The sequence below is a fragment of the Streptomyces sp. NPDC058289 genome (assembly GCF_042880975.1).
Taxonomy (GTDB): Bacteria; Actinomycetota; Actinomycetes; order Streptomycetales; family Streptomycetaceae; genus Streptomyces; species Streptomyces stoeckheimensis.
Genome location: NZ_JBHVYI010000026.1, coordinates 1 through 25,570 on the forward strand (window position 1 = coordinate 1; position 25,570 = coordinate 25,570).

General features: G+C 68.5%; 30 protein-coding genes and 2 pseudogenes. 7 read left to right on the forward strand and 25 right to left on the reverse strand.

Translation table 11 applies throughout. The features are described from left to right. Window positions 1-106: 106 nt before the first annotated feature. From ACFVX6_RS15655 to ACFVX6_RS15670, 4 genes are all read right to left on the reverse strand, one after another. The gene (locus ACFVX6_RS15655; protein ID WP_389691677.1) at window positions 107-778 is read right to left on the reverse strand and encodes an IS5 family transposase; all 672 of its coding nucleotides are present in this window, start codon (window positions 776-778) and stop codon (window positions 107-109) included. A 167-nt stretch (window positions 779-945) separates the two neighbouring features. Next, complete coding sequence (locus tag ACFVX6_RS15660; protein ID WP_389691679.1) at window positions 946-1,530, reverse strand: DinB family protein; 585 nt, start codon at window positions 1,528-1,530, stop codon at window positions 946-948. A 563-nt stretch (window positions 1,531-2,093) separates the two neighbouring features. Further along, the gene (locus ACFVX6_RS15665; RefSeq protein ID WP_389691681.1) at window positions 2,094-2,858 is read right to left on the reverse strand and encodes a hypothetical protein; all 765 of its coding nucleotides are present in this window, start codon (window positions 2,856-2,858) and stop codon (window positions 2,094-2,096) included. Window positions 2,859-2,875: 17 nt separating this feature from the next. Next, on the reverse strand, window positions 2,876-3,049 hold the full coding sequence (locus ACFVX6_RS15670) for a hypothetical protein (RefSeq protein WP_389691683.1): 174 nt from the start codon (window positions 3,047-3,049) through the stop codon (window positions 2,876-2,878). Window positions 3,050-3,522: 473 nt separating this feature from the next. Between ACFVX6_RS15670 and ACFVX6_RS15675 the strand changes: the two genes are divergently transcribed. Then, on the forward strand, window positions 3,523-3,987 hold the full coding sequence (locus tag ACFVX6_RS15675) for a hypothetical protein (protein ID WP_389691875.1): 465 nt from the start codon (window positions 3,523-3,525) through the stop codon (window positions 3,985-3,987). Beyond that, the gene (locus ACFVX6_RS15680) at window positions 3,957-4,568 is read left to right on the forward strand and encodes a recombinase family protein (RefSeq protein WP_389691871.1); all 612 of its coding nucleotides are present in this window, start codon (window positions 3,957-3,959) and stop codon (window positions 4,566-4,568) included. Before ACFVX6_RS15675 ends, ACFVX6_RS15680 begins: the two co-directional genes overlap by 31 nt. Here the strand turns inward: ACFVX6_RS15680 and ACFVX6_RS15685 are convergent. From ACFVX6_RS15685 to ACFVX6_RS15695, 3 genes are all read right to left on the reverse strand, one after another. After that, window positions 4,531-4,818 carry a hypothetical protein gene (locus ACFVX6_RS15685; protein WP_389691685.1) on the reverse strand — a complete coding sequence of 96 codons (288 nt, stop codon included), beginning with the start codon at window positions 4,816-4,818 and terminating at the stop codon, window positions 4,531-4,533. The two genes, ACFVX6_RS15680 and ACFVX6_RS15685, sit on opposite strands and share 38 nt — an antisense overlap. 543 nt (window positions 4,819-5,361) lie before the next feature. After that, window positions 5,362-5,853, reverse strand: a complete 492-nt coding sequence (locus tag ACFVX6_RS15690; RefSeq protein ID WP_389691687.1) for a hypothetical protein — start codon at window positions 5,851-5,853, stop codon at window positions 5,362-5,364. Window positions 5,854-6,356: 503 nt separating this feature from the next. Then, entirely contained in the window at window positions 6,357-7,352 is a 996-nt protein-coding gene (locus ACFVX6_RS15695) for a terpene synthase family protein (protein ID WP_389691689.1), read from the reverse strand. A 202-nt stretch (window positions 7,353-7,554) separates the two neighbouring features. Here ACFVX6_RS15695 and ACFVX6_RS15700 point away from each other — a divergent pair, with 202 nt between their 5' ends. From ACFVX6_RS15700 to ACFVX6_RS15710, 3 genes are read left to right on the forward strand one after another with little or no spacing between them, the layout of a single operon-like run. Then, window positions 7,555-7,731, forward strand: a complete 177-nt coding sequence (locus ACFVX6_RS15700) for a hypothetical protein (RefSeq protein WP_389691691.1) — start codon at window positions 7,555-7,557, stop codon at window positions 7,729-7,731. After that, complete coding sequence (locus ACFVX6_RS15705; protein WP_389691693.1) at window positions 7,728-7,961, forward strand: hypothetical protein; 234 nt, start codon at window positions 7,728-7,730, stop codon at window positions 7,959-7,961. Before ACFVX6_RS15700 ends, ACFVX6_RS15705 begins: the two co-directional genes overlap by 4 nt. Before the next feature lie 31 nt (window positions 7,962-7,992). After that, entirely contained in the window at window positions 7,993-8,187 is a 195-nt protein-coding gene (locus tag ACFVX6_RS15710; protein WP_389691695.1) for a hypothetical protein, read from the forward strand. Between the two features lie 342 nt (window positions 8,188-8,529). On the opposite strand, the gene ACFVX6_RS15715 is transcribed toward ACFVX6_RS15710, so the two are convergent. The 4 genes from ACFVX6_RS15715 to ACFVX6_RS15730 form a co-directional block, all read right to left on the reverse strand. Further along, the gene (locus ACFVX6_RS15715; RefSeq protein WP_389691697.1) at window positions 8,530-9,126 is read right to left on the reverse strand and encodes a hypothetical protein; all 597 of its coding nucleotides are present in this window, start codon (window positions 9,124-9,126) and stop codon (window positions 8,530-8,532) included. A gap of 757 nt (window positions 9,127-9,883) precedes the next feature. Further along, complete coding sequence (locus tag ACFVX6_RS15720) at window positions 9,884-10,951, reverse strand: terpene cyclase (protein ID WP_389691699.1); 1,068 nt, start codon at window positions 10,949-10,951, stop codon at window positions 9,884-9,886. Window positions 10,952-11,494: 543 nt separating this feature from the next. Further along, the gene (locus ACFVX6_RS15725; protein ID WP_389691701.1) at window positions 11,495-11,887 is read right to left on the reverse strand and encodes an MmcQ/YjbR family DNA-binding protein; all 393 of its coding nucleotides are present in this window, start codon (window positions 11,885-11,887) and stop codon (window positions 11,495-11,497) included. After that, on the reverse strand, window positions 11,884-12,279 hold the full coding sequence (locus ACFVX6_RS15730) for an MmcQ/YjbR family DNA-binding protein (RefSeq protein ID WP_389691703.1): 396 nt from the start codon (window positions 12,277-12,279) through the stop codon (window positions 11,884-11,886). Before ACFVX6_RS15730 ends, ACFVX6_RS15725 begins: the two co-directional genes overlap by 4 nt. A gap of 116 nt (window positions 12,280-12,395) precedes the next feature. On the opposite strand from ACFVX6_RS15730, the gene ACFVX6_RS15735 reads away from it, so the two are divergent. Then, window positions 12,396-13,340: a helix-turn-helix domain-containing protein gene (locus ACFVX6_RS15735; RefSeq protein ID WP_389691705.1), complete on the forward strand. Its 945-nt coding sequence runs from the start codon at window positions 12,396-12,398 to the stop codon at window positions 13,338-13,340. A 146-nt stretch (window positions 13,341-13,486) separates the two neighbouring features. On the opposite strand, the gene ACFVX6_RS15740 is transcribed toward ACFVX6_RS15735, so the two are convergent. From ACFVX6_RS15740 to ACFVX6_RS15795, 12 genes are all read right to left on the reverse strand, one after another. Next, complete coding sequence (locus ACFVX6_RS15740; RefSeq protein WP_389691707.1) at window positions 13,487-13,918, reverse strand: YybH family protein; 432 nt, start codon at window positions 13,916-13,918, stop codon at window positions 13,487-13,489. Window positions 13,919-14,187: 269 nt separating this feature from the next. Further along, window positions 14,188-15,108, reverse strand: coding sequence for an SDR family oxidoreductase (locus ACFVX6_RS15745; RefSeq protein ID WP_389691709.1), 921 nt, complete (start codon window positions 15,106-15,108; stop codon window positions 14,188-14,190). 122 nt (window positions 15,109-15,230) lie between these two features. After that, on the reverse strand, window positions 15,231-15,710 hold the full coding sequence (locus ACFVX6_RS15750; protein ID WP_389691711.1) for a MarR family winged helix-turn-helix transcriptional regulator: 480 nt from the start codon (window positions 15,708-15,710) through the stop codon (window positions 15,231-15,233). An 11-nt stretch (window positions 15,711-15,721) separates the two neighbouring features. After that, window positions 15,722-16,783 (reverse strand): alkene reductase, encoded by a 1,062-nt coding sequence (locus tag ACFVX6_RS15755; RefSeq protein WP_389691713.1) that lies wholly within the window; start codon window positions 16,781-16,783, stop codon window positions 15,722-15,724. An 83-nt stretch (window positions 16,784-16,866) separates the two neighbouring features. Next, window positions 16,867-17,772 carry an NADP-dependent oxidoreductase gene (locus tag ACFVX6_RS15760; RefSeq protein ID WP_389691715.1) on the reverse strand — a complete coding sequence of 302 codons (906 nt, stop codon included), beginning with the start codon at window positions 17,770-17,772 and terminating at the stop codon, window positions 16,867-16,869. Between the two features lie 321 nt (window positions 17,773-18,093). Next, entirely contained in the window at window positions 18,094-19,548 is a 1,455-nt protein-coding gene (locus ACFVX6_RS15765; RefSeq protein ID WP_389691717.1) for a sensor histidine kinase, read from the reverse strand. A 50-nt stretch (window positions 19,549-19,598) separates the two neighbouring features. Next, the gene (locus tag ACFVX6_RS15770; protein ID WP_389691719.1) at window positions 19,599-20,252 is read right to left on the reverse strand and encodes a response regulator transcription factor; all 654 of its coding nucleotides are present in this window, start codon (window positions 20,250-20,252) and stop codon (window positions 19,599-19,601) included. A gap of 64 nt (window positions 20,253-20,316) precedes the next feature. Then, complete coding sequence (locus ACFVX6_RS15775; protein ID WP_389691722.1) at window positions 20,317-21,510, reverse strand: ABC transporter permease; 1,194 nt, start codon at window positions 21,508-21,510, stop codon at window positions 20,317-20,319. Then, window positions 21,504-22,220: an ABC transporter ATP-binding protein gene (locus ACFVX6_RS15780; RefSeq protein ID WP_389691724.1), complete on the reverse strand. Its 717-nt coding sequence runs from the start codon at window positions 22,218-22,220 to the stop codon at window positions 21,504-21,506. Before ACFVX6_RS15780 ends, ACFVX6_RS15775 begins: the two co-directional genes overlap by 7 nt. Beyond that, window positions 22,217-23,296 carry a peptidoglycan-binding protein gene (locus ACFVX6_RS15785; RefSeq protein WP_389691726.1) on the reverse strand — a complete coding sequence of 360 codons (1,080 nt, stop codon included), beginning with the start codon at window positions 23,294-23,296 and terminating at the stop codon, window positions 22,217-22,219. The genes ACFVX6_RS15780 and ACFVX6_RS15785 overlap by 4 nt, the downstream gene beginning before the upstream one ends. Further along, window positions 23,293-23,805, reverse strand: a complete 513-nt coding sequence (locus ACFVX6_RS15790; protein WP_389691728.1) for a hypothetical protein — start codon at window positions 23,803-23,805, stop codon at window positions 23,293-23,295. Before ACFVX6_RS15790 ends, ACFVX6_RS15785 begins: the two co-directional genes overlap by 4 nt. Window positions 23,806-24,028: 223 nt before the next feature. Further along, entirely contained in the window at window positions 24,029-24,322 is a 294-nt protein-coding gene (locus ACFVX6_RS15795; RefSeq protein ID WP_389691730.1) for a transposase, read from the reverse strand. Between the two features lie 234 nt (window positions 24,323-24,556). Here ACFVX6_RS15795 and ACFVX6_RS15800 point away from each other — a divergent pair. After that, a pseudogene (locus tag ACFVX6_RS15800) lies at window positions 24,557-24,765 on the forward strand (pyridine nucleotide-disulfide oxidoreductase); the annotation flags it as partial. Window positions 24,766-24,803: 38 nt separating this feature from the next. On the opposite strand, the gene ACFVX6_RS15805 reads toward ACFVX6_RS15800, so the two are convergent. Then, complete coding sequence (locus tag ACFVX6_RS15805; RefSeq protein WP_389691732.1) at window positions 24,804-25,082, reverse strand: TIGR02391 family protein; 279 nt, start codon at window positions 25,080-25,082, stop codon at window positions 24,804-24,806. Between the two features lie 28 nt (window positions 25,083-25,110). Beyond that, a pseudogene (locus ACFVX6_RS15810) lies at window positions 25,111-25,437 on the reverse strand (hypothetical protein); the annotation flags it as partial. Window positions 25,438-25,570 lie beyond the last annotated feature (133 nt).

Genomic DNA, 25,570 nt, shown 5'->3' on the forward strand with positions numbered 1-25,570 from the left:
GCAGGCATCGACCGCCTCTGCAACCTCACCTGCACCGCAGCCCGACACTCCGAGAATCTGTTGATAAGCGGGCAGTCCAGGTGAAAACGACCTCTAAGAGGGTGTCTCACGTGGCAAGTTTCGCGAGCTTCTTGTAGCAGGTCAGGGCAGCGGCCAAGCCGAGGAAGGCGAGGAAGCGCGAGCCCTTTCGTTCGTATCGGATGGTCAGGCAGCGGTAGCCGAAGAGCCAAGCGATCGACCGTTCGATCTTCCAGCGGTGCCGGCCGAGGCGTTCGCCGGACTCGATGCCTGGCCGCGCGATGCGCGCGACGAGCCTACGCTCGCGCAGCCAGATGAGGTGTTCGGCGGAGAAGTACGCCTTGTCCGCGCGGAGTTTGACAGGCCGGCGCCGCCGGGGTCCCCGGCAGGACTGGACGGCCGGGGCGAGGCTGTCGTGCATGTTCACCCCCGACACGGCGACGGCGAGCGGGATGCCCTGGGCATCGGACAAGACGTGCAGCTTGCTGCCCTTCTTGCCACGATCGACCGGGTTCGGCCCCGTCAGCGATCCCCCCTTTTGGCGCGAACGGAGGCCGCGTCGACGATCGCCGAGGTCCAGTCCACCTCGCCCCGGACCCCGAGTTCGTCCAGCACCGCCCGATGCAGCCGACGCCACAGGCCCGACCTCGGTCCATACCGTGAAGCGCCGATGCGCGGTGGCGGAGGACGTGCCGAACGTCGGCGGCAGATGCCGCCAGGCACAGCCGCTGGTCAGCACGTAGACCACTGCCGTGAACACGGCCCGTTCGTCACACGGCGCGGTCTTGCGGTCGAGCGGCGAACGACGAACGACGGCAATAACGGGGCAACCAACTACCAGAGCTCATCAGGAAATAGACGCTTCGACAGATCAGCACTCACGACCGGCATCATGCCGTTCGAACATCACGTCATGTCGTGGAGCCCCTACGCGGTGGTTGGTGTGGCCATCCCGGCGGCTTGCTCGATCTTCGCGAAGTAGGCTGCGCGGGCTTCCTTGTCGATCGGCTGCTCGTGTTCGGCGCGCATCCCGGTCCGGCCGTCTACGCCCTCGCGCAGGATGTCGGCGTGCCCGGCATGCCGGATGGTCTCGCCGAGGACATGGACCATGATGGCGAACAGGTTCGTGTCGGCATAAGGCTCCGGCCACCAGGGCACGTGGCCGGGGGCGTCGAGGGCAAGCTCGTTAATTGTCGCGTCCGAGTGTTCCCACGTGCGCCGGTAGAACCCGACGATCTGACCACGCGTCTCGTTCTCGGCCGCCCATTGATCGCTGCCGTCGGAGTCCTGCCACCGGCAAAGCGGCTCCGGAGAAGGGCGGTCGAAGACCTCACCGAAGTACCTGGCCTCGACCGTGGCCACGTGTTTGACCAGGCCGAGGAGGTTGGTCCCGGTCGCCGTCAGAGGCCGGCGCGCATCGTATTCGGACAAGCCGTCGAGCTTCCAGAGCAGCGCCTCACGGTCCCGCCGCAGTCTCTTGTGCAGGTTGTCTTTCGCGAAATCATCGATCATGCGGCACGAGCCTGCCATGGGCTGCTCATGGTCTCAAGATCCCGTACGCGGTCCGCAACGACTGGCGGAGCCGTGGTCAGCCATGGTCACCACCCCGACCTGCTGCAAGGAGCTCAGAGACCTGTCCACGTGAGACAACCTCATCGGGGAAGCTCCTTCACCCATCCCTGGAACCCTTCGGCCTCTTCGGCGGTGGCGGGGGGGGCTGCAGCAACGGGTACATCGAATGCACCCGAAGGTCGAACTCCTCCTCGTCCAGGTCGACCGACCGCCACCCGCGCGGGTCGTGGGCCTCGAGGCGGACGATCGAGGCGAAGTCGAACCACCACTCCATGTGGAGGCGGGGTCCGACGGTGACGAAGGAATAGCTCGACGCGTACTAGTCGAACGCGTCCGCCCAGGTCTCCGCATTCAGTTCTTGCCGCATCAGCCCCGGAAGGTCTGGTCCTGCCCCAGGCTGGTCAAGCACGCACCCGGGCCCTCCGGCGCCCCTGCCGGCTGCCGCGCGCGTCGTCGCCGAGGTCGAACACCCAGGGGTGCCCCATCCGATCGGATCGGCATATTTATGCCACGTCAAACAGCAGCGACCGTACGTGTGCGTTGCCGGCGGTGGACAAGTACTCCGCCAGCGCCTGTCCCGCCGGTCCCTTCGCCCGGCGTACCGCGGTGACCGCATGGGCCATCGTCCGGTCGGCGGGTACGGCCTGGAGGATCCTCCTGACCAGTCCCACGGCCAGTTCTTCATCGACGGGAACGACCGAGTTGGCCAGGTCGACGAGCTGGGTCGCCAGATCGAACCGGAAACGGGCACCCGATTCGATGGAACCGAGGCCGCGAATGACCACTTCGTGGATGTCGGGAAGGCATGCGCGCACCACCACTTCTTCCAGGTAGTCGCCCAGCTTCTCCTCGAAGTATTCACCGTCCGCGATCCGAATGAGCGACCGAAAGGTTTCCACGCGGAGATCTGAAGAATTCTTTTCCCCGGCGAGCTCCCGACTGTCCGCCGCAGCCTCCGAGAATTGTCCGTAACTACTGTCCACCGAGAACTTGCGATCCATCACCAGGTCATACCAAGGAACAGCTCTCGGCTCCAGGGTCGCCTGCCGGACCGCCTCGTACCCCGCAGGCTCACCCCAGGACACAAGAGCCAGGCAGGCGAGATATCTTTCGCGATCAGAAGCCGACGCATCTCCGAGCAAAGCCACGAGGCCGGGCACACGGTCGCGATGACTGGCGTGATCGTAGCTTCCGTAGATCACGTCATCGACGTCGTCGGTGCGATTTCCCTCGAAGTCGGTTCCGAGGAGATCTTCGAACTGGGTCATGCCACTGCCCTGTCTCATTACGGTCCGGTGATGTAATCACTCGGCACAATACCCTTGATAAGCCATTCTTCGTCGCGCTGGGTGTTCATCATGTCCACCATGCGCTGAACGATACGCTTGGTCTTCGTTTTACTGAGTCCCAGTTCCGCCGCCGCTTCCTCGATCGCGGGCCTCGAGCTGCCCGGCGGCACGGTGAGATCGACGGGGCGACCGGCTATTTCGTCCGCGCTGGCCTGAATAGCGGCTTGGACTTCGCGGACAACCCCGCCCCGCCATCCGGCGCACCCAGTACATGCCCGGAGTCGGTCACCACGTGTGGAACGGCCTGGGTGACAACGACCAACGAGCAGCCGCCGCCATCACCGCGTTCCTCCAAGACAAGCCCGCACCGCTGCCTGACTACCCGACCCGAGCCGACATCCCGGCCTTCCTCCGGGGCCACAAGTAAGCGAGCAGACCCATGGCGTCGCGTCCAAGGCGCGTGGAGGAGTTGGCGGGTTCCGCAGCGACGTTACGCGTCTCTCACAAACGACCCTCTCCCGGAGCAAGATCAAGAACGGTCGACGGGAACGGTCCGAAGCGGGGATTCACTGTCATAACTCGTTCTCACTCAAAAGTGGGACCAGACATGTTCTGGGAATTGTTTGTGACGGTACTCAGGGTCATGACGGACCATCAACCCGCACTCGCGTCCGAAGCGGACGACATCGAGCGCCACCCCTGCCCGCGCTGTGACGCCGCGCCAGGCTCGCCCTGCCGCTCGCGCTCCGGCGCGGTCGCCGGGACCTATCACACAGGCCGCTTCACGAAGGTGCCCAGGCTCACGAAACTCCTGCGCGTGCCCACCCCCGCCGACCGCCGCCCCGGGCAGCCGTGGCGGCCCGGTACTCCCGTGCCCGCGCCCGTCGATCCGGACACCCCGAGTGCGGACATCCGCATCGGGTACGCGAGGTGCTCCAGCCTCACCCAGGAACTCCCATCACAGCTCGACGCGCTCGCCGGACACGGCATCCCCCGGGACAAGATCTTCGCCGAGAAGATCAGCACCCGGTACGGGTCCGCCCGCAGTTCGAGGCAGCGCTCGCCGCGGCCCGCGAGATCAAGGCGCACGCCCCGCACTGCCGGGTGATCTTCACGGTGAACGAGATGAAGCGGCTCGGGCGCGACGCCGCGGAGCTGACGGCCCTGGCCGACCACCTATCCACCCACGGCCTGGTCCTGGAGATGCTCGCCGGTCCCCTTCAGGGGATGTACGACCCCAGCGGGCCGGGACGTCTGCTGTTCGGGTTCTTCGCCGCGATGGCCGAGACGGAGCGCGCGAACATCCGGGAGTCCACCCTCGAAGGGCTGGACGCCGCGGCACGCAAGGGCAATCACGGCGGCCGGCCTCCGGTCATCACCGACGACATGCACCACACCGTGCTCCGGCGCCGCGCGAACGGCGAGACCGTCGAAGACATCCAGCCCGACCTCCTCATCTCCACCGGCCGCCGCAAAGGACACAGTCCCAGCCTTTCCAGCATCTACCGGGCCCTGGCCGAGCACGAGAAGAACCGGGCATACCCGGAGGTAGTTGAGACAGCACACGCTGACTGCGCCCACCCTCGCCGGACCGGCCGACGTCAGGCTCCTCGTTCCTGCCGTGCCGGCCCGGCAGCTCACGCAGTCGGGTTCAGTCCTGACAGAAGTCCTGGCCCTTCTTGTCGTTGAGCCGGCCTTCGGTGCAATATTTCTTGATCTCGGGGATGCCTCCGGCTGTGGCGCAGTGGTAGAGGGCGTCTTCCTCCGGTGTTCCGATGAGAAATCCCGATCCGTCGGTGGCGCGCAGGTAGTAGAAATTGCCGGGGTAGTCCCCGCAGCGGAGTTGGTCCTCGGCTGCCGCATGCGTGACGGGGAGCAGGGCTGCCGTGGCCGCAGTAAGGAGGACAGCGGCCACGGTGCCGGCGGATCGATGGTTCACGGGGCAGTTCCTCGGGTCGGTGGCGCGGATCAGGCATCTACGTTGTCACGGGCCGTGTCGGCCTTGCCGTCCCCACGCCGTGCGTGGCCACTTCCGCACGGCGGTCTTGTATCGCTAACCGACCACGATCAATCTGAGCGGGATTCCCTATACGCCAACTACTCACCCCCGGGGTGGTTGTGTCGGTTACCAGTGACTCCATCGGAAGGTCAGTTCTGACTCCACCTTGCCTGTCCTGAACGTCGTGTCAGTGGGTTTTGGCTCCGCTGGTGGTGCGGCGGGAACATGGTCGAGTGACAGCGGCTCCTACCGCCCGGCCACCATCCGGGCCCACGCCGAGGCCGGCTGACGCCAGTTGACCTTGCGTCCCGGCCCCGGCTGCCGACGATGCACCTGCGGTGTGCTGACGAAATGCCAGCTCCGCACTCGCTGACAGCGGGTACTCACCTGACCTGTACGGCGTCCGCCTTCCGCGCTCGTGAGGCCGCTCCGGCGCCGGGGGCGACCGGCGCGGCGTCCGGGTGCGCAGTGCGGGCCCGTGGTTTAGGCGGTGGGGTCGGTGAGACTGTCGATTTTCAGGTCGGACAGCCGGACCTGGTACCAGACGCCGGTGCTGGTGCCGTCTTCCCAGTTCTCGGTGACGATGATCTTGGTGTGGGTGTCGGTGCTGTCGGTGTCCGTCGTCGACCAGGTCGCGGGGAGGTTCTGCGCGCGGAAGACCGGGTCCGCCTGGTGCTCGGAGCCCCAGGCGGTGAGGGCGTCGTCGAGTTCGGTGGTGAGGAATGCCTGGCGGACTTCGGCAGGGGAACTGCCCTCGCTGTGCTGCCCCTTAACGGCGTCCTGGTACTCCTGAAAGAAGCTGGCGACCTGCTGCTCTGCCCGCGAGGTCATCAGCGTGCCTGCGGCGGGTACGGCCTGCTCCTGCTGGCTGTGGGCCTGGGCGGGAAGGGTGAGCAGACCGGCGCCGGCGACCAGCGCCGCGGTGCAGGCACCGATCACAGCGCCGCGCAGCTTCGTACGGTGGGCTTCGAGCATGAGGAGACTCCCTGGGAACGGATCGGCCATAGCGGACACAGCACTGAACCAGCACCCCGCAAAACCCCGGTAGTGGCCCTGGGAGCACGTACCGCCCCTCGCACGCACCGGCCCGGTGGGTATCTCCGTCCAGCCCATGGGGAGAACGGTTTCTGCGCATCGCGCGTCAGTCCGCCGGCAGAAACACCCGTACGGCAGGTGGTACCACACCCGGCCCGCACGCCCGCTCCGAACTTCCGGCACGGTCGAGACCTGGCGCCGCGTACCGACCACGCACCCCCGTCGAGACCCAGCCAGTCAACGCGATGGGTAACTGGCACTCGGCTTGGAGTCGCTTCTCACCTTCACACCATCGTTTTGGCGGCCCCCGAACGGAGACAGAACCGACCTTCGGCTGGAGTCACTGGTCACTGGTCACTGACAAAGCCATGGGGGCAAATGCCCACTCCAACCGCCAGCCTGAATAGTGGCGGGGTGTTATCGCTGATCAGGCAGGCTTGAGATCACGCCGACTCGATCGTGACAGTTCGGCCCTGTGCCATCACCATCTGCGCGGCGCGGAGCCCGTTCCAAGCGGAGCCGGCCCCGCTGTAGCGCGGCGAGTCGAGCGACCAGAACAGGTTCGCAGCCACGAAGTCCCACAACCCGTTCACGTACCGCTGAACCTCGGTGCATCCGGCGTATCGCTCCTGCAAGGCGTCGCTTGCTTCGCCGAGGGCCTGCCCCGCGTGCGCGATCATAGCGGTGAGCGTGTCCATCGCAGTCTGCAGACTGCCGGTGCGGTCCTGCGCGATCAGGATCGAGACCGCATTGGCGTGCTCTCCGCCGGATGCCTCCTTGCGGAAGGAGTAGAGGTCGTTGGTCAGCATGCAGTGGTCGACGGCATGCCGTCGCACTGCGTCCAGATCAGGATCAGTCTCACGCAGGTCCGTCAACGTGGTCAGGCCGAGGGCGTACTCCAGATACAGCAGGTAGCCGTCAAGCGCTACAGAGCGCCGGCGCAGCGGCAGATAGGTGTCCAGGTCCGGGATCTGGCGCGCTCTGCGAAGAGCGTTTTCCTCGCAGGTGGCGGTGTACCAGTCGCGCCAGGCGCTGTGGAACTGCTTCCACAGCTTCGGCGGCATCTGGGCTTCGACGGTGCCGAACGCAGAAGTGAAGGCCGCCACCCACCCGTGTCCGTCGTCACGTCCCAGATCTCCGAACAGGGCGTGCTCAACCAGGGCCAAGTCGTCGCAGGCGAACGTGAGCGATGTGATGCACGACGACTGGTAGACCCGGTCGGCGATGGCATCGAGGTAGCTCAGGGCGTCGAACATCGGGAACCGGTCGGAGAACTGCCGTCGGGATTCGGGGATGTGACGGCGTACCCATGCGGCGTTGCGTTCGTAGATCGCTGGGTACTCGGAGTGAATCCGGGCCCTGGCGCGGCACGGAAGCGGGGCCAGCCGGAAGGTTGCCCCGGACAACAGCGTTGCGCCCGGAATCGAGAGGTTGCCCATGCAGGGAGTATCCGAACGCACCGTCTTCTCTGTCGATCGCTCGATGGGGTGACCACTATCAGGGTGGGCCCGGAAGATGGACATGGGATGAGCTCGCGAATGGTCGTGTCGACAGGTCGACAGACAGAGCGCGCCGGTAGTGCGCTCCCCCATCCGGTCATTGCCCCCTTGGCGGGTATCTCGGTCACACTCCCTGCACACCGTGCGGTGGCGCAAGGCCCTCGGCGAGTCCGTCGGGCGGATCCAGCCCGACCTGATCATCCCCACCGGCCGCCGCAAAGGGCAGAACCCCAGCCTGGCGAGTGTCTACCGGGCCCTGGGCCGAGCACGAGAAGCGGACGGCGGGGCGCCCGCACCCCAGGACGGGGGCGGGCGGTGACGTTGTGGCGGCAGGTCTTGGCCGCCCTCAGCGACGACACCCTCGAGGAGGCGGAGCGCGAGCGGGTTCTGGCCCGCGGCGCCGCCCAGCTCGCCGTCCGCCGCGCACCCGAGGGCCAGCAGGCTACCCCCGAGGCGGTCATGGCCGTGGCGCTCAGCGAGTTCGCCCTGCTCCTCACCGCCGGCCAGGCCCGCGCCGCCCTCCGCGAAGTACGCCGGGCCCGTGGGTAACCCGGACGGCACAGACGCCGTTGAGCCGGGCGTGACCACTCCGATGCGGCTCACGCCCGTCATCGGCGTCCAGCGCAGCACAAGCGAAACGGTTCCCCGCCCCGAGCTGGAACCGATCTGCACCGCGCTCGCCCGGCAATGGGAGACGGACGGCCGTCTGGTCCCCGGGCGTGCGGATGAGGAGTGGACGATCCTCACCCGCCGCTATCCGTGGCCCGGGCGCTGACCGCGCGGTGCGGGTGCAAGCCCCTCACCGCCACCCGCACCGCACCCCCAGGAGCCGGCCGACGCCCGTCGGCGTCGCGCTCCCGGGCTGCCGGACCGGCACACCGTGGTTGGGCCCCCGGTCCGGCAGCCCCATCAGCAACCACCGGCCCCTCCGGTGTACGGAACGCCGCCCCACAACGCGAAGGCCCTGGCCACTCGGGGCAGGCCAGGACCTTGTTCACACAGGCCGAAGGAGGTCTTGCTGTCCCGCACCGGCAGCGCGACGCGCATGGGGTCCTTGAAGTGGGGCTCGATGAGGTCCCAGTCGATGCTGTTGCGCCCGGGCCTCGCGTGTGACCGCTCAGGGCAGGTGGGGAAGGCTGGTGGCGAGGTGGCTTTCGCTCGAGGCGTTGAAGAGGGGGGCCGGGCCGGGATAGGTGCCGAATGCGCTGGTGAAGATGGACTGGCCTGTTGGAGTGAGGAGCAGGGGAACGTCCGTTGCGCGGGCGCCGGTCGGGGTGATGGACGTATGGTCCGCGCCATCGGTGTAGGCCAGCACGGGGACGGCGGAGCGGGAGGCGTGCCGGCTGGAGCTGTCGGCGGTGATGGTGGCGTGGGTGATATCGATGTGGATGTTGGTGAGCTTCAGGTCGCTCGACTGCCGGGTGAAGGCGATGCCGCCCTCCAGGTCCGCGCCTCCTCCTGACAGGTCCGTGGCGAGTGTCGCTCCCGTGAAGGGGAGGATTACGCAGTTCGGCCGGTCGGGGTCGCTCTTGGCGTCGCCTGCGGGCTGCATGGTGATGCCTTCGCTGTTCAGGTTGCGCGCGGCGTCGGCGGTGAGGCAGAAGTCGACGGTGCCGTCGAGATGGAGCAGTGGAGCGGCGGTGGCGGCTGTTACAGCGATGAGGAGGGCAGGCATGGCCAGGGCGGTGACGGTGCCTCGGGTCAGTCGTCGCATGGGGCTGGTCCTCTTCTGGGATGTTTCTACACAGCGGTATCCGCATGTAGCCATCTGATTACTTACCGTAGCCATGCGTCTACGCTCAGTAGACGCATGTGGATCACTCGTTCTGCCACCCGGCCGTGGCACGGACGAGCAGCGGATGATTCCGGGCCGGCTGTACTCGGTCGTAGCCGCCCGGAAGACCGGCCGGACCTCTTGGACCGCGATCTTGTTCGCCGTACGGCTGGAACCGGCGCGGATGTAGCCGCAGCCATCGCTGCCCGACTCCGCCGCATGGTTGATGAGTTGACAGCGCCGGCCAGTGGCGGTCGGGTACGCCGTGCGTCGCCACGTGCGGGCCAGCTTGCCCGTCCAGATTCTCGGCCGCCTTCGCTGAGACCGGGTGATGCCCCGGTCCTGCAGCTCGACCACCGGCCGGCTACTCATGCACGGCGTCGAGTTCGCCTTCGGCCGACCCGGCCCCGGGGAGCAAGCGGCGACCGACTCCGGCACCGCCTCTACGGCACGCCACCGCCGGGGCCTGGGGCCGGCCGCCCACGGCTCACCCGGGGCGAGCCCTGGCTGGACCACTCTGACGAACTGACGAGCATCAAGGGCGCCGGGACCCGAGTGGGACCGCTGTCACGCTGACCGCCCAGTCTCACCGTCCAAACGGCCGGGGCCGTTGGCCCATTCACGCAGCCATGATCAGCAGCTTGTCCGCAGCGATAGGTTCAAAAGACGCCACTGGAAGACGGGTGATGCCACTCGGTCAGCGGAGCCCGGCTTGTCCAAGGGCCTCCGCTTCCGGGATCGCCTGAGGTGCTGCTCCGGGGCCGTGCTGGGTGCGGGCGAAGTCGGTGCTGTAGCGCCAGGCTCCGCGCTCCCACTGGCAGTACCCCGCCACGTACAGGCGGATCCCTTCGAGATAGGAATCGACCGCGGCGGCCTCCTGGGCGGTGAGGCGCAGGCGAGCGCAGAGGTCTCCGATTCCCGCTTCGATCTGGTCGAATCGGCGCACCCAGCGCTCGAGCATGTCGTTGCGGCTGTCCAGGGCGTCGGCGTCGGAGTGCCCGAACTCATGGCGCAGGACGATGAACAGGTTGCAGTTGTCGCCGCTGGCTTCCTCCTTCTCCAAGGACGCGAAATCGTTGGTGAGCCAGGGAAGGTCGGCGCCCAGCTGCCGGGCCGTTCTCAGTTCGGGGCTGCGCAGCGCGACGAGAGGGACCTCGAATCCAGCGACCCGCTCCAGCAGGTCGAAGACGATATCCAGCGCAACCGATGAGCGACGGATCAGGAGGAACTCCTCCAGCCCCGGGATTCGTCCCCGCTCCCGGCCGACGGCCTCGTGGACGTAGCTGATGAAGTAGCTCTCGTAGTTCTGGGCTGCACGCGCCCGCCACTGCACCGACATGCCCGCCGTACTGCGTTCCCACAGATCGGCAAAGCCCCGTTCCACTGGTGACAGCGGCTCGGTGGCCGGGTCCGCACCGCGGTGAAGGATCGAGATCATGCGTTCAACGACGGTGCGGCACCGCGCGGGATCCCGGCCCAACGGGCCGTCGAACATGTCGTCGAAGACCAGAATCCAGCCCATCCAGTCGGACACGAGGTCCAGGTCCACTCCGGTGGCCATCGGCCAGCCCATGGCCGTCAACCGTGCGACGTCACAGCGCACATACCGGTCCGACTGGTACTGGCCCGGCGCCGGCGCCGCATCGACGATCAGACCCGTCTCACGCATCCACGCCAGATGGCGAGGGGCTGCTCGGGCGAGGTCAGGGCTGACCGACCACGCCCAGGGGATCTCGGACTGCCCAAGCTCCTGCCCCTTCACCACCGGGGCACCTTCAGGGGCGGGTACGGGCCCGGCACAGGAGTGAGTGTCGAGTCCATACCCCAGCGGAACACCTGACAGAACACTTCCGTCGCGCATCGGCTCTCCTTCACATGCCTGCCAAGAACGGCGGCCGGGTATCCAGCGGCTTCCGGCGCACGCACCGATCCTGCCCGCCCCCTGGACAAAACACGGCCAAGACACCACCAAGCCCACCGGCACCCGCGCGGACGGCGAAGCCGCCACAGGTATCGGACTGCGCCGATCATCCGAGCAGCTCCGCCGCCCGCCACCGTGCCCTCACCGTCCGCTTCCTCGGCCGCCCGTCCTCGCTGCCGGCGACCAGGTCCTCCAGACGCGAGCGGGTCGCGTGCGGGTCGCGTGCGAGAGCCTCTCCACCCTGCTGCGGCAGAACTGGGCCTCGAAATCCTTGACCGCCTTGCCCACCAGTCGCCCGACCTGCCCCGGGGCCAGCGGCTCGCCCGGCTCCCAGCACTGCCTGGCCGGCCTGAGGCCAGCCAGTGTTCGAGGGGGCGCGGCCAGCGTTCACCTGGCGGCCGCGTCCGGGCCAGGGGCTCGCGGCGGGCGCTTGCTCTGGGGCAGACCGTCGACGACCAGGTCGTAGGAGTGCTCGACCGCATCGTTGATCAGCCGCTGCGTGATGCCCCGCCCAGGCCCCAGCGAGATCCAGTGCCTCTTGTCGAGATAGCGGCCCGGGGTGATCGAGGCGTAGCCGCGCTCCAGTGCCCGCGCGTGCTCGGGCTCGCACTTGACCGTGATGATCTGTTCGTCCGGGTCGTCGGTGACGATCAGGAACATCTTGCCCGCGACCTTGTACACGTCGAGTCCGGGGGTGAAGGGGCGGCCGTGGCTGACGTCGGGGAGGGCGAGGGCCGCTTCACGGGCGGTGTCCTGGAGGCGGTCTCCGGCCGCGCTCACCGGGCCGCCTGCGTGCTGGTGCCGTAGGTGTGCGGGTCGACGGGCTGCTGGGCCTTGGGCAGGTGGGTGACGACGAGCAGGTAGGAGTCGGTGACGAGTTCCCTGGCGAGCGTCTTGTCGACGCCGGTCCCGCCCTCCAGAGTGATCCAGTGCTTCTTGTTCATGTGGTAGCCGGGGGTGATGTGGCTGTTGTTCTCCCGGAGAGCGTGGGCTTCGCCGGGGTCCGCCTTGAGGATCACGACGGGGCGCCCGGGAACCTCGGTCATCAGCATGAACACCTTGCCTCGTACCTTGAAGACCTCCCAGTCCGGGCCGAAGGGATGCTCCAGCTGGGCTCCGGGAAGTCCCTCCGCACACTCGGCGGCGAACGTCTGCAGGGTCGATCCATTCATGAGTGTTTCCTTTCTCAGGTGGTGGCGGGCCGCGGCGTCGGCCACGTTCACGGACGCGGACGGCACGCCCCACCCTTCCCCTGAAGCGGGCAAAGCGGGCAGTAGGCTGCGGACACGTGATGGTCGACAAGCGACACCCCAGGCGTTCTGCCGGAGGACGCGGCCAGGCCCAGGCCGCGGTTCCGCTGTACGGTTTCCAGCCCCCGGTCGGCACTCCGTACGGCCTCGAGGTGAGCACCGTCGAGGACTTCTTCGCCGAGCACGACGACTGGCCGTGGAATCCGCCCCGCCCGGGCCGCGCCACTTTCCACTACCTGATCCTCGTCACCGAGGGTGAGCTGCTCCACGATGTCGACCACGTCACGCGGACCGTTGCCTGCGGCCAGTGGCTGTGGGTGCGTCCCGGGCACGCGCAGTGCTGGCATCCACCGGGCGCCGCCCGCGGCCTGTTCATCCTGTTCGCGCCGGACGTGCTGACGTCGGATGCCGCCCGTCTGCTGGCCCCGCTCACCGCGCACGAGGCCCCTGCCGTCCTCAGCCCGTACCCCGATGACGCGGCCTGGCTGAGGCAGACGGCGCTCCAGCTCCTGGACGAGCACCGTGCGCTGGGGCGCCGCCGGCTCGATGTCCACCACGCGCTGCGGCGCAGCCTGCTCGAATCGCTGCTGCTGCGCCTCGCCAATTCCCCGGACGTCACCACCACCGGCGCGTTGGAGGGCGGCACGGGCCGCAGGGTCACGTACGCACGGTTCGTGGACGCCCTGGAGCTGCACTTCCGGGAACTGCACCGGGCTGCGGACTACGCCGGGCTGCTCGGCTGTTCGGTTCGTACCCTCAGCCGCGCGGCCCGGGACGCCACCGGCAAGGGGGTACGTGAGGTCATCGACGAGCGGCGGCTGCTCGAAGCCCGGCGACTGCTGGGAGATGGCGGTTGGGACGCCCGGGCTGTGGCCGTCCATCTCGGGTTCACCGATCCCGCGAACTTCGGCCGCTTCTTCCGTGGCCACACCGGTCTCACCCCGGCCGCCTTCGCGGCCCGCGACGAAAGAACCGGCAGGTGAGGCGGGCGCGGCACAAGCCCGCATTCCCACGGCCTTGACCGAGTCCGGAGCGGGGCCGGGCCGGCTGCCTCCCTGACGGTCTTGGCCACTGCTCGACCCTCCCATTGAGCACGCTGGTACCCGGGCTTTGCTTCGGGTTCTCCCGGTCAGGAAGCGATCTTTTCCGTGACGGTCTGGGAGAACGCCCAGTTGGAGTGCGCGATGCGCCACTGGTTGTCGATGAGGCGGTAGCCGTGGGTGGCGTTCCATGCGCGCAGCTGCTTCTCCTCGCCGTTCTCGTCGAGCACGAAGGTCTTCAGGTTGTACGCCAGGACAGCGAAGTCACCGCTGTCGCTGACGTGAACCTGCGGGTTGAGGTAGTCGCTGCGCACGATGTGCGGGTTGGAGTAGATGGAGTCGATCCACGCGATGACCTTGTCCCGGCCGACCACGATGTTCTCGAGGATCGGGTCGAAATAGCTGACCTCCTCGGCGAACCCGTCAAGGTAGCCGCGGTTGTCGCCGACGCTCCACCGCTCGTTGAAGGACTTCTCCAGCTCGATGATGGTCTTGCTGATTTCTTCCTTGTTGACGCTCATAAAGTCTCCGTTTCGTATGAGCCGCCGCCAGCCGCCGCCACCCGGCTCCGACTGGCGCGGATGGGTGTGTTTCTCAGTCGTCGAGCAGCACCTCTCGATCTTCTGCCAATATCCGACGAATCGCTCCGTCAGTTGCGGACATCTGGTGGTCAATGGGGGACACCAGGTGAGCCCCGCTCCCGCAAGACTTCACTGGGCCCCTCATCCCGGCCAGGGAAGCGCTGAGCGCCCGCCCCATCACCCGTTCGGTCCGGCAGACGTGGGGCCTGTCACCGGCGCTGTGCGGTGCGCAGCTCGTCGGTGTATCGGGCGAGGGTTTCCTCGGCCGTAGGGACGGGGCCGAACAGCTGCTCCTGGCGGCTGGGGTCGGCGACGTAGCGTCCGGTCTCGAACCACCGGAACATCGCCGCCATGTCCGCGATCAGCGGCATGAACCGGCCGGCGACAGCTCCTGCGGCGCGGGCGACGGCGGACGGGACGGCCCACACCTTGATCTTCTTTCCGGCCCGGCCGCCCATCGCGTCAGCGACTTCTCGCATGCTGACCGGACGGTCCCAGCCGATGTCGATCCGCTCACCGGCCTCGGCGTCGGCGTCGACCGCGGCTGCCAGGTACGCCGCGAGATCGGAGGTGTGGACGAAGGTCAGTGGGACGGTGGCCTTGCCGACCCACACCATGCGGCCCTTGTCGAGCGGGTCGCCCGCCATGCTCGCGACCTGGTCGAGGAACGCGCCCGGGCGCAGGGCGACGAACGGGACGCCGAGCTGTTCGAGCTTGTCCTCGGCGAGCTTCTTGTGCCAGAAGTGCGGGACTTGGGGCGTCTGGTCGCTGGTGAGGATGCTGGTCAGGACGAACCGCCGGATGCCGGTGCGGTGGGCGGCCTCGGCGAGGTTGGCGTTGCCGATGGTGTCGATGTCGTTGGCGTTCTTGCCGCCGCGGGTGTAGCCGGCGGCGGTGGTGATGACGGCGTCGGCGCCGTGCATCGCGGCCACGAGCGAGTCGACGTCGAGCATGTCGCCGCGGGCGATCTGAACGCCCCGGCTTTCGAGCCGGCCGGCGTCGCTGGCCGGCCTCACCAGGGCGCGGACGTTCTTGCCGCGCCCCAGGAGTTCGTCGACGACCTTGCTCCCCAGGGAGCCGGTCGCCCCGACGACGAGGACCGGGAGGGCGGTTGAGTCGGTGGCAGGCATGAGGGTCTCACTTTCCGTCAGGTCATCAGCGAGGGGCTTGGTGGGCGGCGGCGACCTGGCGGTGGCCGCGCCGCATGCGGGACGGTGTGCACCCCGGTCCGCGTGGGGTGCACACCGGGGAGTCACCCGGACTCTTCTTCCGGCAGCGCGCGGCTGCTGATCGCCTCGGTGATGGCGTACGCGGTCTCGACGAAGGACTCCGCCTGCTGCTCCGACAGATTCCGGGCGGAGGTCTCCTCCAGGGCCTGCCACAGGGCCGCGATGGGCTCGCGCATGGCCCGGCCCTTGTCGGTGAGGTGGACCACCATGACGCGCCGGTCATGTGCGGCCGGCTCGCGGACGACCAGGCCGGCGTCCTGCATGCGGCGGAGCGCCTTGGAGATGGTGGAGTGGTCCACGCCGAGGCATTCGAGCAGCTCGGACTGGGACTGGCCGTCCCGGTCAAGAAGGTGCATCAGCAGCAGTTCCTGTCCGGGATGCAGGTCCATCTCGCGCAGCAGGGTGGCGGCGTAGGCGCGGTGTGCGCGGGCGAGTTGGAAGATCGCGTAACTCATCGGTCCTGCGGCGGCCGTCGTGGGGATGCGGGGTTCGGGGGTGAGCATGGTTCGGTTCCTCAGCTGGTGTGGGTGGGGTAGTCGGTGTAGCCCGCCGCTGTGCCGCCGTAGAAGGTCGCCGCATCGGGGGTGTTCAGCTCCGCGCCGGAGCGGAGCCGCTCGACCAGGTCCGGGTTGGCGAGCGCGAGGGCGCCGACGGAGACGAGGTCGGCCGTGCCGTTGTCGATGTCCTTCGCGCGGGCGGGCAGGCCGGTGCCGCCCCGGTTGAGGATCAGCGTGGTCGGCCACTGCGCGCGCAGGGCGTCAAGGAGGGCCTCGTCGCCGGCGTGCATCACGTGGAGGTAGGCCAGACCCAGCGGACGCAGGGCGTTAAGGACCGCCGGATACAGCTCGGCGGTGTCGGACTCGGCGATGTCGTTGTAGGAGTTCGCGGGGGAAATACGGATACCGGTGCGCTCCGGGCCGATCTCGTCGGCCACCGCGGCGGCGACCTCGACGGCGAAGCGGATGCGGCCCTCGATCGAGCCGCCGTAGCCATCGGTGCGCTGATTGGTGTTGTCGGCCAGGAACTGGTGCACCAGGTAGCCGTTGGCGCCGTGGATCTCCACACCGTCCGCGCCCGCCGCGACGGCAGCCGCAGCCGCGCGCCGGAAGTCCTCGACCGTTGCCGCGACCTCCTGCGTCGACAGGGCACGGGGCTCGGGCATCTCCTGGGGCCCGGACGCGGTGAACATCACGCCCTGGGGGCGGATCGCCGACGGGGCGACCGGCCGGCGCCCGTGGGGAGTGTTGTCGGGGTGGGCGATGCGTCCGGTGTGCATCAGCTGGATGACGACCCGGCCACCGGCCGCGTGCACGGCGTCAGTGACCTTGCGCCACCCGGCGATCTGCGCGTCGTTGTGGATGCCGGGGGTCAGGAGGTAGCCCTGACCGTCGGCCGAGGGCTGGGTCCCCTCGGTGATGATCAGCGCGTGCGACGCCCGCTGGGCGTAGTACTCGGCGTTCAGCTCGGTCGGCACGCCCTCCGGCGTCGAGCGGTCACGGGTCATGGGGGCCATGACCAGGCGGTGCGGCAGAGATATGCCGCCAAGAGTGGTCGGTGTCCACAGGGAATCCAGCATGAGGGGGACCTTCGATAGGGCGGTGACCGGCCGGTCACCGTAAAGGCAGCGGGTGGTCGTGGGGAGGCGGTGGGAGGGCATGCTCAGTCGACGGTCAGGACGAGCTTGCCCCGCACGTGCCCGGCGTCGCTGACCTGCTGGGCCGCGGCCGCCCGGCCGAGCGGGTAGGCGGTGACGGTGGTGACGAGCTTGCCGGCCGCGGCGTCCTGGGCCAGGGCGGCCAAGCGGGCGGTCGACCGTTCCTGGGGCCCCTGGGAGAAGGTGATGCCCAGCTGCCGTGCACCGAAGTCGGCGATGGTGACGATGCGCTCGGTACCGCCCCGCAGGGTGATGGAGTCCTCCAGGGCGCCCTTCCCGGCCAGGTCGAACACCGCGTCCACGCCGTCGGGGGCCAGCGCCTGCACCCGCTCGACCAGGCCCTCGCCGTATACGGTCGCTGTGGCGCCGAGCGAGGTGAGGTAGTCCTGGTTGGAGGGGCCCGCGGTGGCAATCACGTGTGCTCCGCGGGACGTGGCGAGCTGGACCGCCAGGGTTCCTACCGCTCCGGACGCGCCGTGCATCAGCACGGTCTCCCCGGCGGCGACCCCCAGCAGGTTCAGGACCCGCTCGGCCGTCTCGCCGGCCACCGGCAGCGCGGCCGCGTGCTGCCAGTCGAGGCCGGCGGGCTTGGGGGCCACGGTGGTGGCCAGCGCGTACTGGGCGTACGAGCCGGTGTCCGACCAGCCCAGCACCTCATCGCCGACCCGCACGTCGCTCACGCCCGCACCCAGGGCGTCCACTACGCCGGCGAGCTCGCCACCGGGGACGGCGGGGAAGGCCGTCGGGCGGACGGCCTCCAGCATCCCGGCGCGGATCTTGCCGTCCAGCGCGTTCAGCCCGGCGGCCTTCACGCGGACCCGGACCTGGCCGGGGCTGGGCTGCGGGACCTCGATGTCCGCCTCGTGCAGCACGTCCGGGCCGCCGAACTGGTCGAAAACGATTGCTTTCATGATGACTCCATTCCTTCGGCCACTAGAAGTGTGGCTGACCACATAATTAAGGTAACAGCAATTATGTGGCCAGCCAAGTAACGTGGGAGCGAAGGTAGCCACCCCGGCCCGCTTCGGGGTGCGCCGGCCACCAGCCGAGCCGTCCTGCGAGGCGCTCCACCAGTAAGCCTGAGCACGTCCGAAGCGGGCTCTGAGGCGTTCGCACGTGACGCCGGCCTGGTCCCCAGTAGGCACGGCGATCCAGGGAGGAAACAGCAGGAGAGGGGAACCGGCGTGTCGCCGGCGATTGCGATCCCGGCCAGCCGCTCCAGTGCCGCGGTGTCACGGGCATTGATCACCGCCTCGCCACCGATCTCCGCCAAGGCCTCCAGAGCGCCCGCGCGCCTGCCCGGGACCATCGAGGCGGAGCGCCTGGAGCAGCGGCACGACGGCGGTTCCCCACGACGAGAAAGCCTGAACCGCTGCCTGCCTGACCTTCGCGTCCCGGTCGCCCAACAGTGGCAGACCATGTTGCGCGGCAGTCGGCACGTCGCTGCTCCAGCGGCTGATCGCTGTCACAGCCGCGCGCCGCAGGGTTGGATCATCGCGTGGCCTGAGGTCTGCGGCGAGCGCGCGGCCTCTCCGGGCCAGTCCGAGGGGTTCCAACTCGCGTCCGCGTCGCGCACGGACGCGGTGCGCACCCGCCGTTTGATCACGCCGTTCGGGAAACCGGACTTCTACCTGCAGGCCGCCCTGTGCGCCGGGCGCGGCCGTGGCCGTGCCGCCATGAGCGGTGGTGATGGAGCGGACGATCGCGAGGCCCAGTCCGTGGCCTCGGTCCGGGCCCGTGGTGGTGCGGTCTTTGCCGCGTCCGCGGCGGAAGGGTTCGAAGAGGGCGTCGATCTCGTCTGCGGGCACGGCGGGACCGGTGTTTGTCACCCGCAGGCAGCCCGGGGAGACACGTAGGTGAACTCGCCCACCGGGGTGGTTGTAGGCGATGGCGTTGCGCAGCAGATTGCTGATCAGCCGGCTGAGCAGGTCCCGGTCGCCCCGCAGGAGAACGGGCTCGGTCTCCACCGAGAGGGTGACGCCGGCCGCCTCGGCCGCCTGCCGACAGCGGGCGGCTTCCTCTTCTGCCAGGGCCGAGAGGTCTACTGTCTCGGTTTCCACGAGGGCTTGCTCGCTTTGGGCGAGTACGAGCAGTCCGTCGATGAGGCGCTCGTTGCGCCGGTTGTCGGCCAGCAAGGACTCGCGTACGTCGGCGAGTTCTTCCGGGGTGGGGTTGTCCAGGCCGATCTGGAGTGCAGCGCGTTGCGCGGTGAGGGGGGTGCGCAGTTCGTGGGAGGCGTTGGCGATGAATCGGCGCTGACTGTCGAAGGATTTCTCCAGGCGGGCCAGCAGCGCGTCGAAGGTGTCGGCGAGTTCCTTGAGCTCGTCCGGGGGGCCTTGAAGGGCGATGCGCTCATGCAGATTTTCCTGCGAGATGCGGCGGGCCGTGGAGGTCATGGCGTGCACGGGCCGCAGCACCCGTCCGGCCGTCCACCAGCCCACTGCGATCGCGAGAACGACCATGATGAGCAGTGCCACCGCTGACCAGGTCAGCACCTGGTCAGCGGCGATCTGCGCCAACTGAAGAGTTACTTGCCCGGGGGCATCGCTGGGCGTGGTGCCTTCCGGAACCGCCGTGAGCTGTTGTCCTATCAGCTGGTGTGCCTTGGCGGCGGTCCCGGCGCGGGACAGCAGGAAGACCAGGGTCAGTAGGATCCCGCCCAGCAGTGCGAACACCAGGCCGAACACGGCGGCGATCCGTGTGCGTGCGGGGGCTCGGCGGGCGTGCGGTGCGCCGTTCACAGCACGTACCCGGCGCCGGGCACGGTACGGATCAGCGGAGGGTCTCCGAGCTTGGCCCGTAGCCGGCTCATGGTGACGCGTACGGCCGAGGTGAAGGGGTCGGCGTGCGCGTCCCAGGCCCGCTCCAGGATCTCCTCGACACTGAGGGCAGCCCCGTCCGCCATCAGCAACAGGCGAAGTACCGAGAACTCCTTGGGCGAGAGATCGAGCGGCCGCCCGTCGCGCGTGACGGTACGACGGGACGGGTCCAGGACGACTCCCGCCTTCTCCAGGATGGGCGGTACGGAGGGGGCGCTGCGTCGCCCGAGTGCCTGCACTCGGGCGACGAGCTCCAGGTATTCGAAGGGTTTGGCGAGGTAGTCGTCCGCTCCCAGATTCAGGCCCTCTACCCGGTCGTGAAGGCCGCCTGCCGCCGTGAGCATGAGGATCCGCGTACGGGCCCCGGAGGCGACCAGGTCGGCGGCGAGGTCGTCACCCGACCTCCCGGGCAGATCCCGGTCCAGGACCACGACGTCGTAGTCGTTGACGGTAAGGCTGAGGGCTGCCTCATCGCCGTCGTAGGCGGTGTCGACCGCGAAGTGGTGGCGCCGCAGCCCGCGGGTGACCATGTCGGCGATCAGCCTGTCGTCCTCGACGACGAGTACCCGCATCTCATTCCCGTTCCGTTCGTACCGATGTGCATGGTGCTGGCGGCCAGCATGGTGGTGGGGGGCCTCAGGTCGCGGCGAGCGCGGCCGTGGGAGCCAGCCTGGCCGCCCGCACGGCGGGGTACAGGCCGGCGATACCTCCGATCAGCAGGGTGGCTCCTGTCCCGCCGGCCATCACCCATGGTGGCACCACCACCGGCCATCCCTGGCTGGCGGCGTAGGCGGCGGTGACACCCGAGCCGATCATGACGCCGGCTGCGCCGCCCAGGGCGGACAGCAGCAGGGATTCGGTGAGGAACTGGAGGCACACCTGGCCGCGGGTGGATCCCAGCGACCGCCTGAGGCCGACCTCGGCGCGGCGCTCGATGACGGAGATGACCATGGTGTTGGCGACGCCGATACCGCCGACCAGCAGTGCCACTCCGCCAAGGCCGAGGAGCAGGCCGGTGAAGGCCGCTTCGCCGGCCTGCCGGGCGGCAAGGGCGTCGGAAGGACGGGACACCGCGACGGTGGCGGGGTCGGCCGGGTTGGCGGTCGGCCCCAGCAGGGCGCGGACCTCCTCGACCGCGTGCTCGGCGGCGCGGGTGTAGAGGGTGGTGGGAGCGCCGTCGAAGTTCAGGTACTTCTTGCCGGCGTCCCAGCCGACCAGCGCAGAGGTGTCGATCGCGGAGGCGAGAGGCACGGGGTCGAGGATGCCCACCACGGTGAACCATTGATCGCCGAGCCACACGCGGGTGTCGGGCCCTGGCTCGGTGACGCCCAGGAGGCGCGCGGCCTCAGCCCCCAGCACGGTCACCGGGTATTGGCCGGTGACCTGGTTGAGCCAGTGACCCTGGGCCATCGTGGCACCCAGCGGTTCGAGCAGGTCCTGGCCGGCGGCGGCTACGGTCATGCCTCCGGACTGGCTCCGGGGGACCTTGTCCGTGCGGTAGACGTTCTTCCCCTCGATGACTCCGACGGCGCTGCTCGACTCGACGTTCTCGATCCGGCCGATCATGTCGGGGGACTCCTCCGGCAGCTTCGCTGTCCCCCCGGCCATGCTCCTGCCGGGAGAGGCGGTGAGCAGGTTCGTGCCGAGGCGGTCCAGGGCGCGGTCCAGTTCGGCCCGGCTGGAGCTGGAGATACCGACGACGGAGACCATGGCGGCGATGCCGATGGCGATGCCCAGCGCGGACAGCAGGACGCGCACAGGGCGGCTACGCAGACCGAATCCGCCTACGCGCAGACAGTCGGCCGGGCTGAGGCGTGCGGGGGTCAGCATGGGGCCTCTACCTTCTGGTCGGCGGAGTCCGCCTGGAGGAGTCCGTCGAGCATGACCAGCTGGCGGGGCAGTGACTGAGCGATCGCCCGGTCGTGGGTGATGACGAGGATGGTGGTGCCCGTGGCGTTCAGTTCGTGCAGGAGCTCCATGACGGCTGCCCCTGACTTCGAGTCGAGCGCGCCCGTGGGCTCATCGGCCAGGAGCACGGCAGGCTCGCCGACAACGGCGCGGGCAATCGCCACACGCTGCTTCTCGCCGCCGGACAACTGGTGGGAGCGGTGCTCCATGCGGGCGCCCAGGCCCACCCTCTTCAGTGCTGCGGCCGCGCGTTCACGGCGCTCACGCTGCCCGACACCGCTGTAGAGGAGCCCGTAGGAGACGTTGTCCAGAGCGGATACGCCGGCAGAGAGGTGGAAGTGCTGGAACACGAAGCCGATCTTGTTTGCGCGCAGCGCTGAAAGCTGCCGGTCCGAGAGGGCAGCCACGTCGTGACCGTCGACTACGACCCGGCCGGAAGAGGGCCGGTCCAGTGTGCCGATCACATTGAGCATGGTGGACTTCCCCGAGCCGGACGGACCGACGATCGCTGCCATCTCACCGCGCCACACCGTCGCACTGACCCCGCCCAGCGCGGTGACCCCGCCGGGGTAGAGGCGCGTCACCTGGTCGAGCTCCACGACGGGGGTGTCCCGGTTGTTCACCGTGGTCATTGCGGTACCACCACGTTCATGCCTTCACGCAGACCGTCGCCGGTGATCTCCACCCGGCCCTGAGCGAACAGCCCGATCTTCACGGGGATACGGCGTACGGTCCCGTTCTCGACTGCTTCCACTCCGTAGCCGCCGTCGGCGAGTGCCACCAAGGCGGTCACGGGCACCGACAGGGCCTGCTTGGCCGTGGCCTTGGTGAACTTCACGTCCACTGTCGCGGCGTCGAGGTCCGTGAGTGCCTTCTGGTCGGCGATCTCGATCCGGGCGGCGACCTTGGTCTTCGGCTTCTCCCCCTGGCCACCCCCCTGCGGACCGTCGTCCCCCGGCGGGATCACGGTCTGCACCTCCTTGACGATGCCGGGGACGGTCGCGCCTCCGGGAAGCAGCACGTCCACCGTCGCGCCCTTCTTCACCAGGCCCTGGTCCTTGATCTCCAGCAACACGGAAACCGACTTCACCTGGTCCGACCGGGTCAGGATCTTCCCGGTAGCCGGCCCGCCGACCGCAGCTTGAAGCCCGGCGACCCGGACCGCGCCATCAGTGAAGACGATCTGCCCATTCCTCACCTCACCTGTCCGCTTCATCTCCTGCTTCTCCTGCCACGCACGCACGGCGGCAGCGGTCCGCCACGTGTACTCATCACTGTCCGGAGCGTCGTAGCCCAGGGCGCGGAGATTGCTGTTGAGCTGCTCGACGTCGGGGCCCTCGACCCCTTGCTTCAGGTCCCGGTACATCGGGGTCGAGCCGTACATCAGGCTGACGGGCTGGTTGTCGACCTCGTAGAGCTTCTGTCCCCGGCTCACCGCCGTGCCCGGGCCGGGCAGCCAGGTGACGGTCCCCGGCATGCGTCCCTCGACCGTGACCGGTTCGCCGTACCCGAGTTCACCGGGCATCAGAGTGGATGCGGACAGGTCGCTGCGGCTGACCGCGGTGGTCGCAGGCGCAGCCCGGTCAGGTCGTGAAGCCGCCGGGTTGTCGCTGCCGCCCAGCCCTTGTGCCGCCACCGTGACCCCGCCGGCTCCCAGTGCGACCACGCTCGCGAGCAGGACCGCCTTCGGCCATCGTTTCCGGGTCACTGGCCACCCGCGTTCTGACGCTTGTTGGCGTCCGTGCACGCCTCCATCGCCTTCTGGAACGTCGGGGTGTTCTGGGCCTCTCCCTGGGGTGGGATGAACACACCGTCGGCCGTCGGGTCATCGACCTCGACACCGTGCTCCCGGAAACACTTGGCCATCTCCAGTGCTTCCTTCTTGAATCCCTCCAGTTCTTCCTTGGTGTGCCCGGGCGGTGCGTACTGCTTGCACGCCTTCATGGCCGCCTCGACCTTCTGGGGAGAAGTGCCCTCCGGGAACGACTTCCCGACCTCCTCGCCAGGCTTCGGATCCGGGACATCGACCCCGTTGTCCCTCAAGCACTGGGCGTACTGCAGGTTCTTTTCCTTCTCGCCCCCCGAGGCCCTGTTCTCTTCTGCGCCGCCGCCAGTGGTGCCGCAAGCCGCGAGCGCCATCGTCACCGCAGCGATTGCCGAAGCGAGCGCCATCGCACGGGTGCCGCCCGACGACTTCCCTCGTATCCGGAGAGCCACCTTGTCTTCCTCTCGTCAGAGGGCGGCCGGAAGCCGCCCTGCAGATCAAGGAGTACAGAGCATCTTGTTGCGCAAAGTTTTCAGACGCCGCTCAGAGCGGACTCCTCTCCGTCGAAGCAGGAACGTCACGCCCGCAACCTGCTCACCCGCCTGAAGAACACCGTGACCTCGATTGCGAAGCAGCTCCGCTGCTGCCCGTCGGCCTTCACCAAGCCCTTGCTCTTTATGCAGCCATCAGCAGGTCCAAGGCCCGTTCCTCCAGGTTGTGCGCCACCAGACGAGCGCGGAACTCGGACAGGACCGAGGCGTCGAAACTGGATCGTCCAGGTCCAGGCAGCGCACATTTGAAGTCCACCCCGGACCGCACCCGATGCGCAGCGGCACGGTCGGTGAGGTTCTCGGCGAACTGCAGCAGTGCCAGGTGCCCCGGCGACCACCCTTGCCAGCCCCGTACCTCGAACGCCTGGGCGAACTCGACATCCGCGAACAACTCGCCGAACTCGTCGCGGACCCGCATAGCCAACGGATACGGCCCTTTCGCCGCTGCGGCCCGCGCTGCCCGCCCGGTCGCTTCCGGCACCTGCGGCCACGGCCGCGCCCGCATCGACACCCCACACCCCACCCCGCGACCGCAGACGGAAGAGCACGCCCGCTCCATGACCAATGAGCGTCACAACCGACCAGCAACGGAATTGGCCAGCAGGATCGGTGGCACGGTTCTTACCGGCACCCCTGTCGTGGGTTGAGCTGCACCAGAGCAGAGGCGGACGCGACCATCTGGTGCACCGGATTCCGCCCGGCCTGCGCCTGCGAGGCACCCGCGGCCACATCGCCACCGACGGCACCCGGGCCGTCGACGAAGCGCACCTGCACCTACGCGGCTACGGCGACTGGACCGGTCCGGGCTCCGCCACCCTTATCGGCGACGGCCGCCCCTCCCGCGACGCCTCCCGACAGATCCGCGACTGCTGGCCTGAACGCCCAAGAGCTTTCGGGCGTCAGGCGGTGATCAGGGCCGCAGTATCGACCCAGCGGGCCAGCACGCTGAGCGCGGCCCACTGCTCCAACGCCTCATGCTCGGGAAGTTCGGGGAGTCCGTCATCGTGGCTGTTTGGGTTGCGGATCCCGGCGAAGAAGCCCTCCGCGAAAGCCGCAGCACCGCGGTGGACACTGCGGAAGGTGTCGCTTCCGTCGTTGTCCATCAGGCGCAGGCGGGGCTGCCCGGGCTTGGGATCGTCCTGGGAGAAGGCCTGCTGGAACAGCCTGGTCTCGCTCACGTCCTTGCGGCTGACCTTGTTCTGCGTTCTGCGTCTCCGCGTTGACCTTTCGGGCGGCGGCCGTGACGGCCTCGCGGAAGTGCCCGCTCTGCCACAGCGGCCGCGCACCCTCCCACGCCCAGGGGTGCATCGCCGAGGCGTTCAGGTCCGGGGCATCGTCCCCTGGCCGCGCACGTACCTCGCCGTCGCGCTCCAGCACGGCCTCAGCTCGCTGGGCGGCCTCCCGGTGTCGGCACCAGCGGTTGACGCGGCTGTCCGGTATCTCCGTGCGCCAGCCGGGAAGCACCCTGTCCAGGATCTGCTCGACCACCTGAGCGCTGGCCGGGATGTCTTTCTGATCCCCCCGGTTGGACATACGCTAGGTGATGAAGGTGACCCCCGGCGGGTCCGGCGGGTGGTACAGCGTGGCCGTTCTTCGAGTCACTCGAACCGGCGATGGCACCACACCTGTTGCAGCGACTAGCGCTGGCGGTCCGCGCACTGAGCTG

What these genes read in the sequence shown, in the direction of transcription:
- ACFVX6_RS15660 (WP_389691679.1), bottom strand. Translation starts at nt 1,530, where the DNA reads ATGATCGATGATTTCGCGAAAGACAACCTGCACAAGAGACTGCGGCGG.
- ACFVX6_RS15665 (WP_389691681.1), bottom strand. Translation starts at nt 2,858, where the DNA reads ATGACCCAGTTCGAAGATCTCCTCGGAACCGACTTCGAGGGAAATCGC.
- ACFVX6_RS15675 (WP_389691875.1), top strand. Translation starts at nt 3,523, where the DNA reads ATGACGGACCATCAACCCGCACTCGCGTCCGAAGCGGACGACATCGAG.
- ACFVX6_RS15690 (WP_389691687.1), bottom strand. Translation starts at nt 5,853, where the DNA reads ATGCTCGAAGCCCACCGTACGAAGCTGCGCGGCGCTGTGATCGGTGCC.
- ACFVX6_RS15695 (WP_389691689.1), bottom strand. Translation starts at nt 7,352, where the DNA reads ATGGGCAACCTCTCGATTCCGGGCGCAACGCTGTTGTCCGGGGCAACC.
- ACFVX6_RS15715 (WP_389691697.1), bottom strand. Translation starts at nt 9,126, where the DNA reads ATGCGACGACTGACCCGAGGCACCGTCACCGCCCTGGCCATGCCTGCC.
- ACFVX6_RS15730 (WP_389691703.1), bottom strand. Translation starts at nt 12,279, where the DNA reads ATGAATGGATCGACCCTGCAGACGTTCGCCGCCGAGTGTGCGGAGGGA.
- ACFVX6_RS15740 (WP_389691707.1), bottom strand. Translation starts at nt 13,918, where the DNA reads ATGAGCGTCAACAAGGAAGAAATCAGCAAGACCATCATCGAGCTGGAG.
- ACFVX6_RS15745 (WP_389691709.1), bottom strand. Translation starts at nt 15,108, where the DNA reads ATGCCTGCCACCGACTCAACCGCCCTCCCGGTCCTCGTCGTCGGGGCG.
- ACFVX6_RS15750 (WP_389691711.1), bottom strand. Translation starts at nt 15,710, where the DNA reads ATGCTCACCCCCGAACCCCGCATCCCCACGACGGCCGCCGCAGGACCG.
- ACFVX6_RS15755 (WP_389691713.1), bottom strand. Translation starts at nt 16,783, where the DNA reads ATGCTGGATTCCCTGTGGACACCGACCACTCTTGGCGGCATATCTCTG.
- ACFVX6_RS15760 (WP_389691715.1), bottom strand. Translation starts at nt 17,772, where the DNA reads ATGAAAGCAATCGTTTTCGACCAGTTCGGCGGCCCGGACGTGCTGCAC.
- ACFVX6_RS15770 (WP_389691719.1), bottom strand. Translation starts at nt 20,252, where the DNA reads ATGCGGGTACTCGTCGTCGAGGACGACAGGCTGATCGCCGACATGGTC.
- ACFVX6_RS15775 (WP_389691722.1), bottom strand. Translation starts at nt 21,510, where the DNA reads ATGCTGACCCCCGCACGCCTCAGCCCGGCCGACTGTCTGCGCGTAGGC.
- ACFVX6_RS15780 (WP_389691724.1), bottom strand. Translation starts at nt 22,220, where the DNA reads ATGACCACGGTGAACAACCGGGACACCCCCGTCGTGGAGCTCGACCAG.
- ACFVX6_RS15795 (WP_389691730.1), bottom strand. Translation starts at nt 24,322, where the DNA reads ATGCGGGTCCGCGACGAGTTCGGCGAGTTGTTCGCGGATGTCGAGTTC.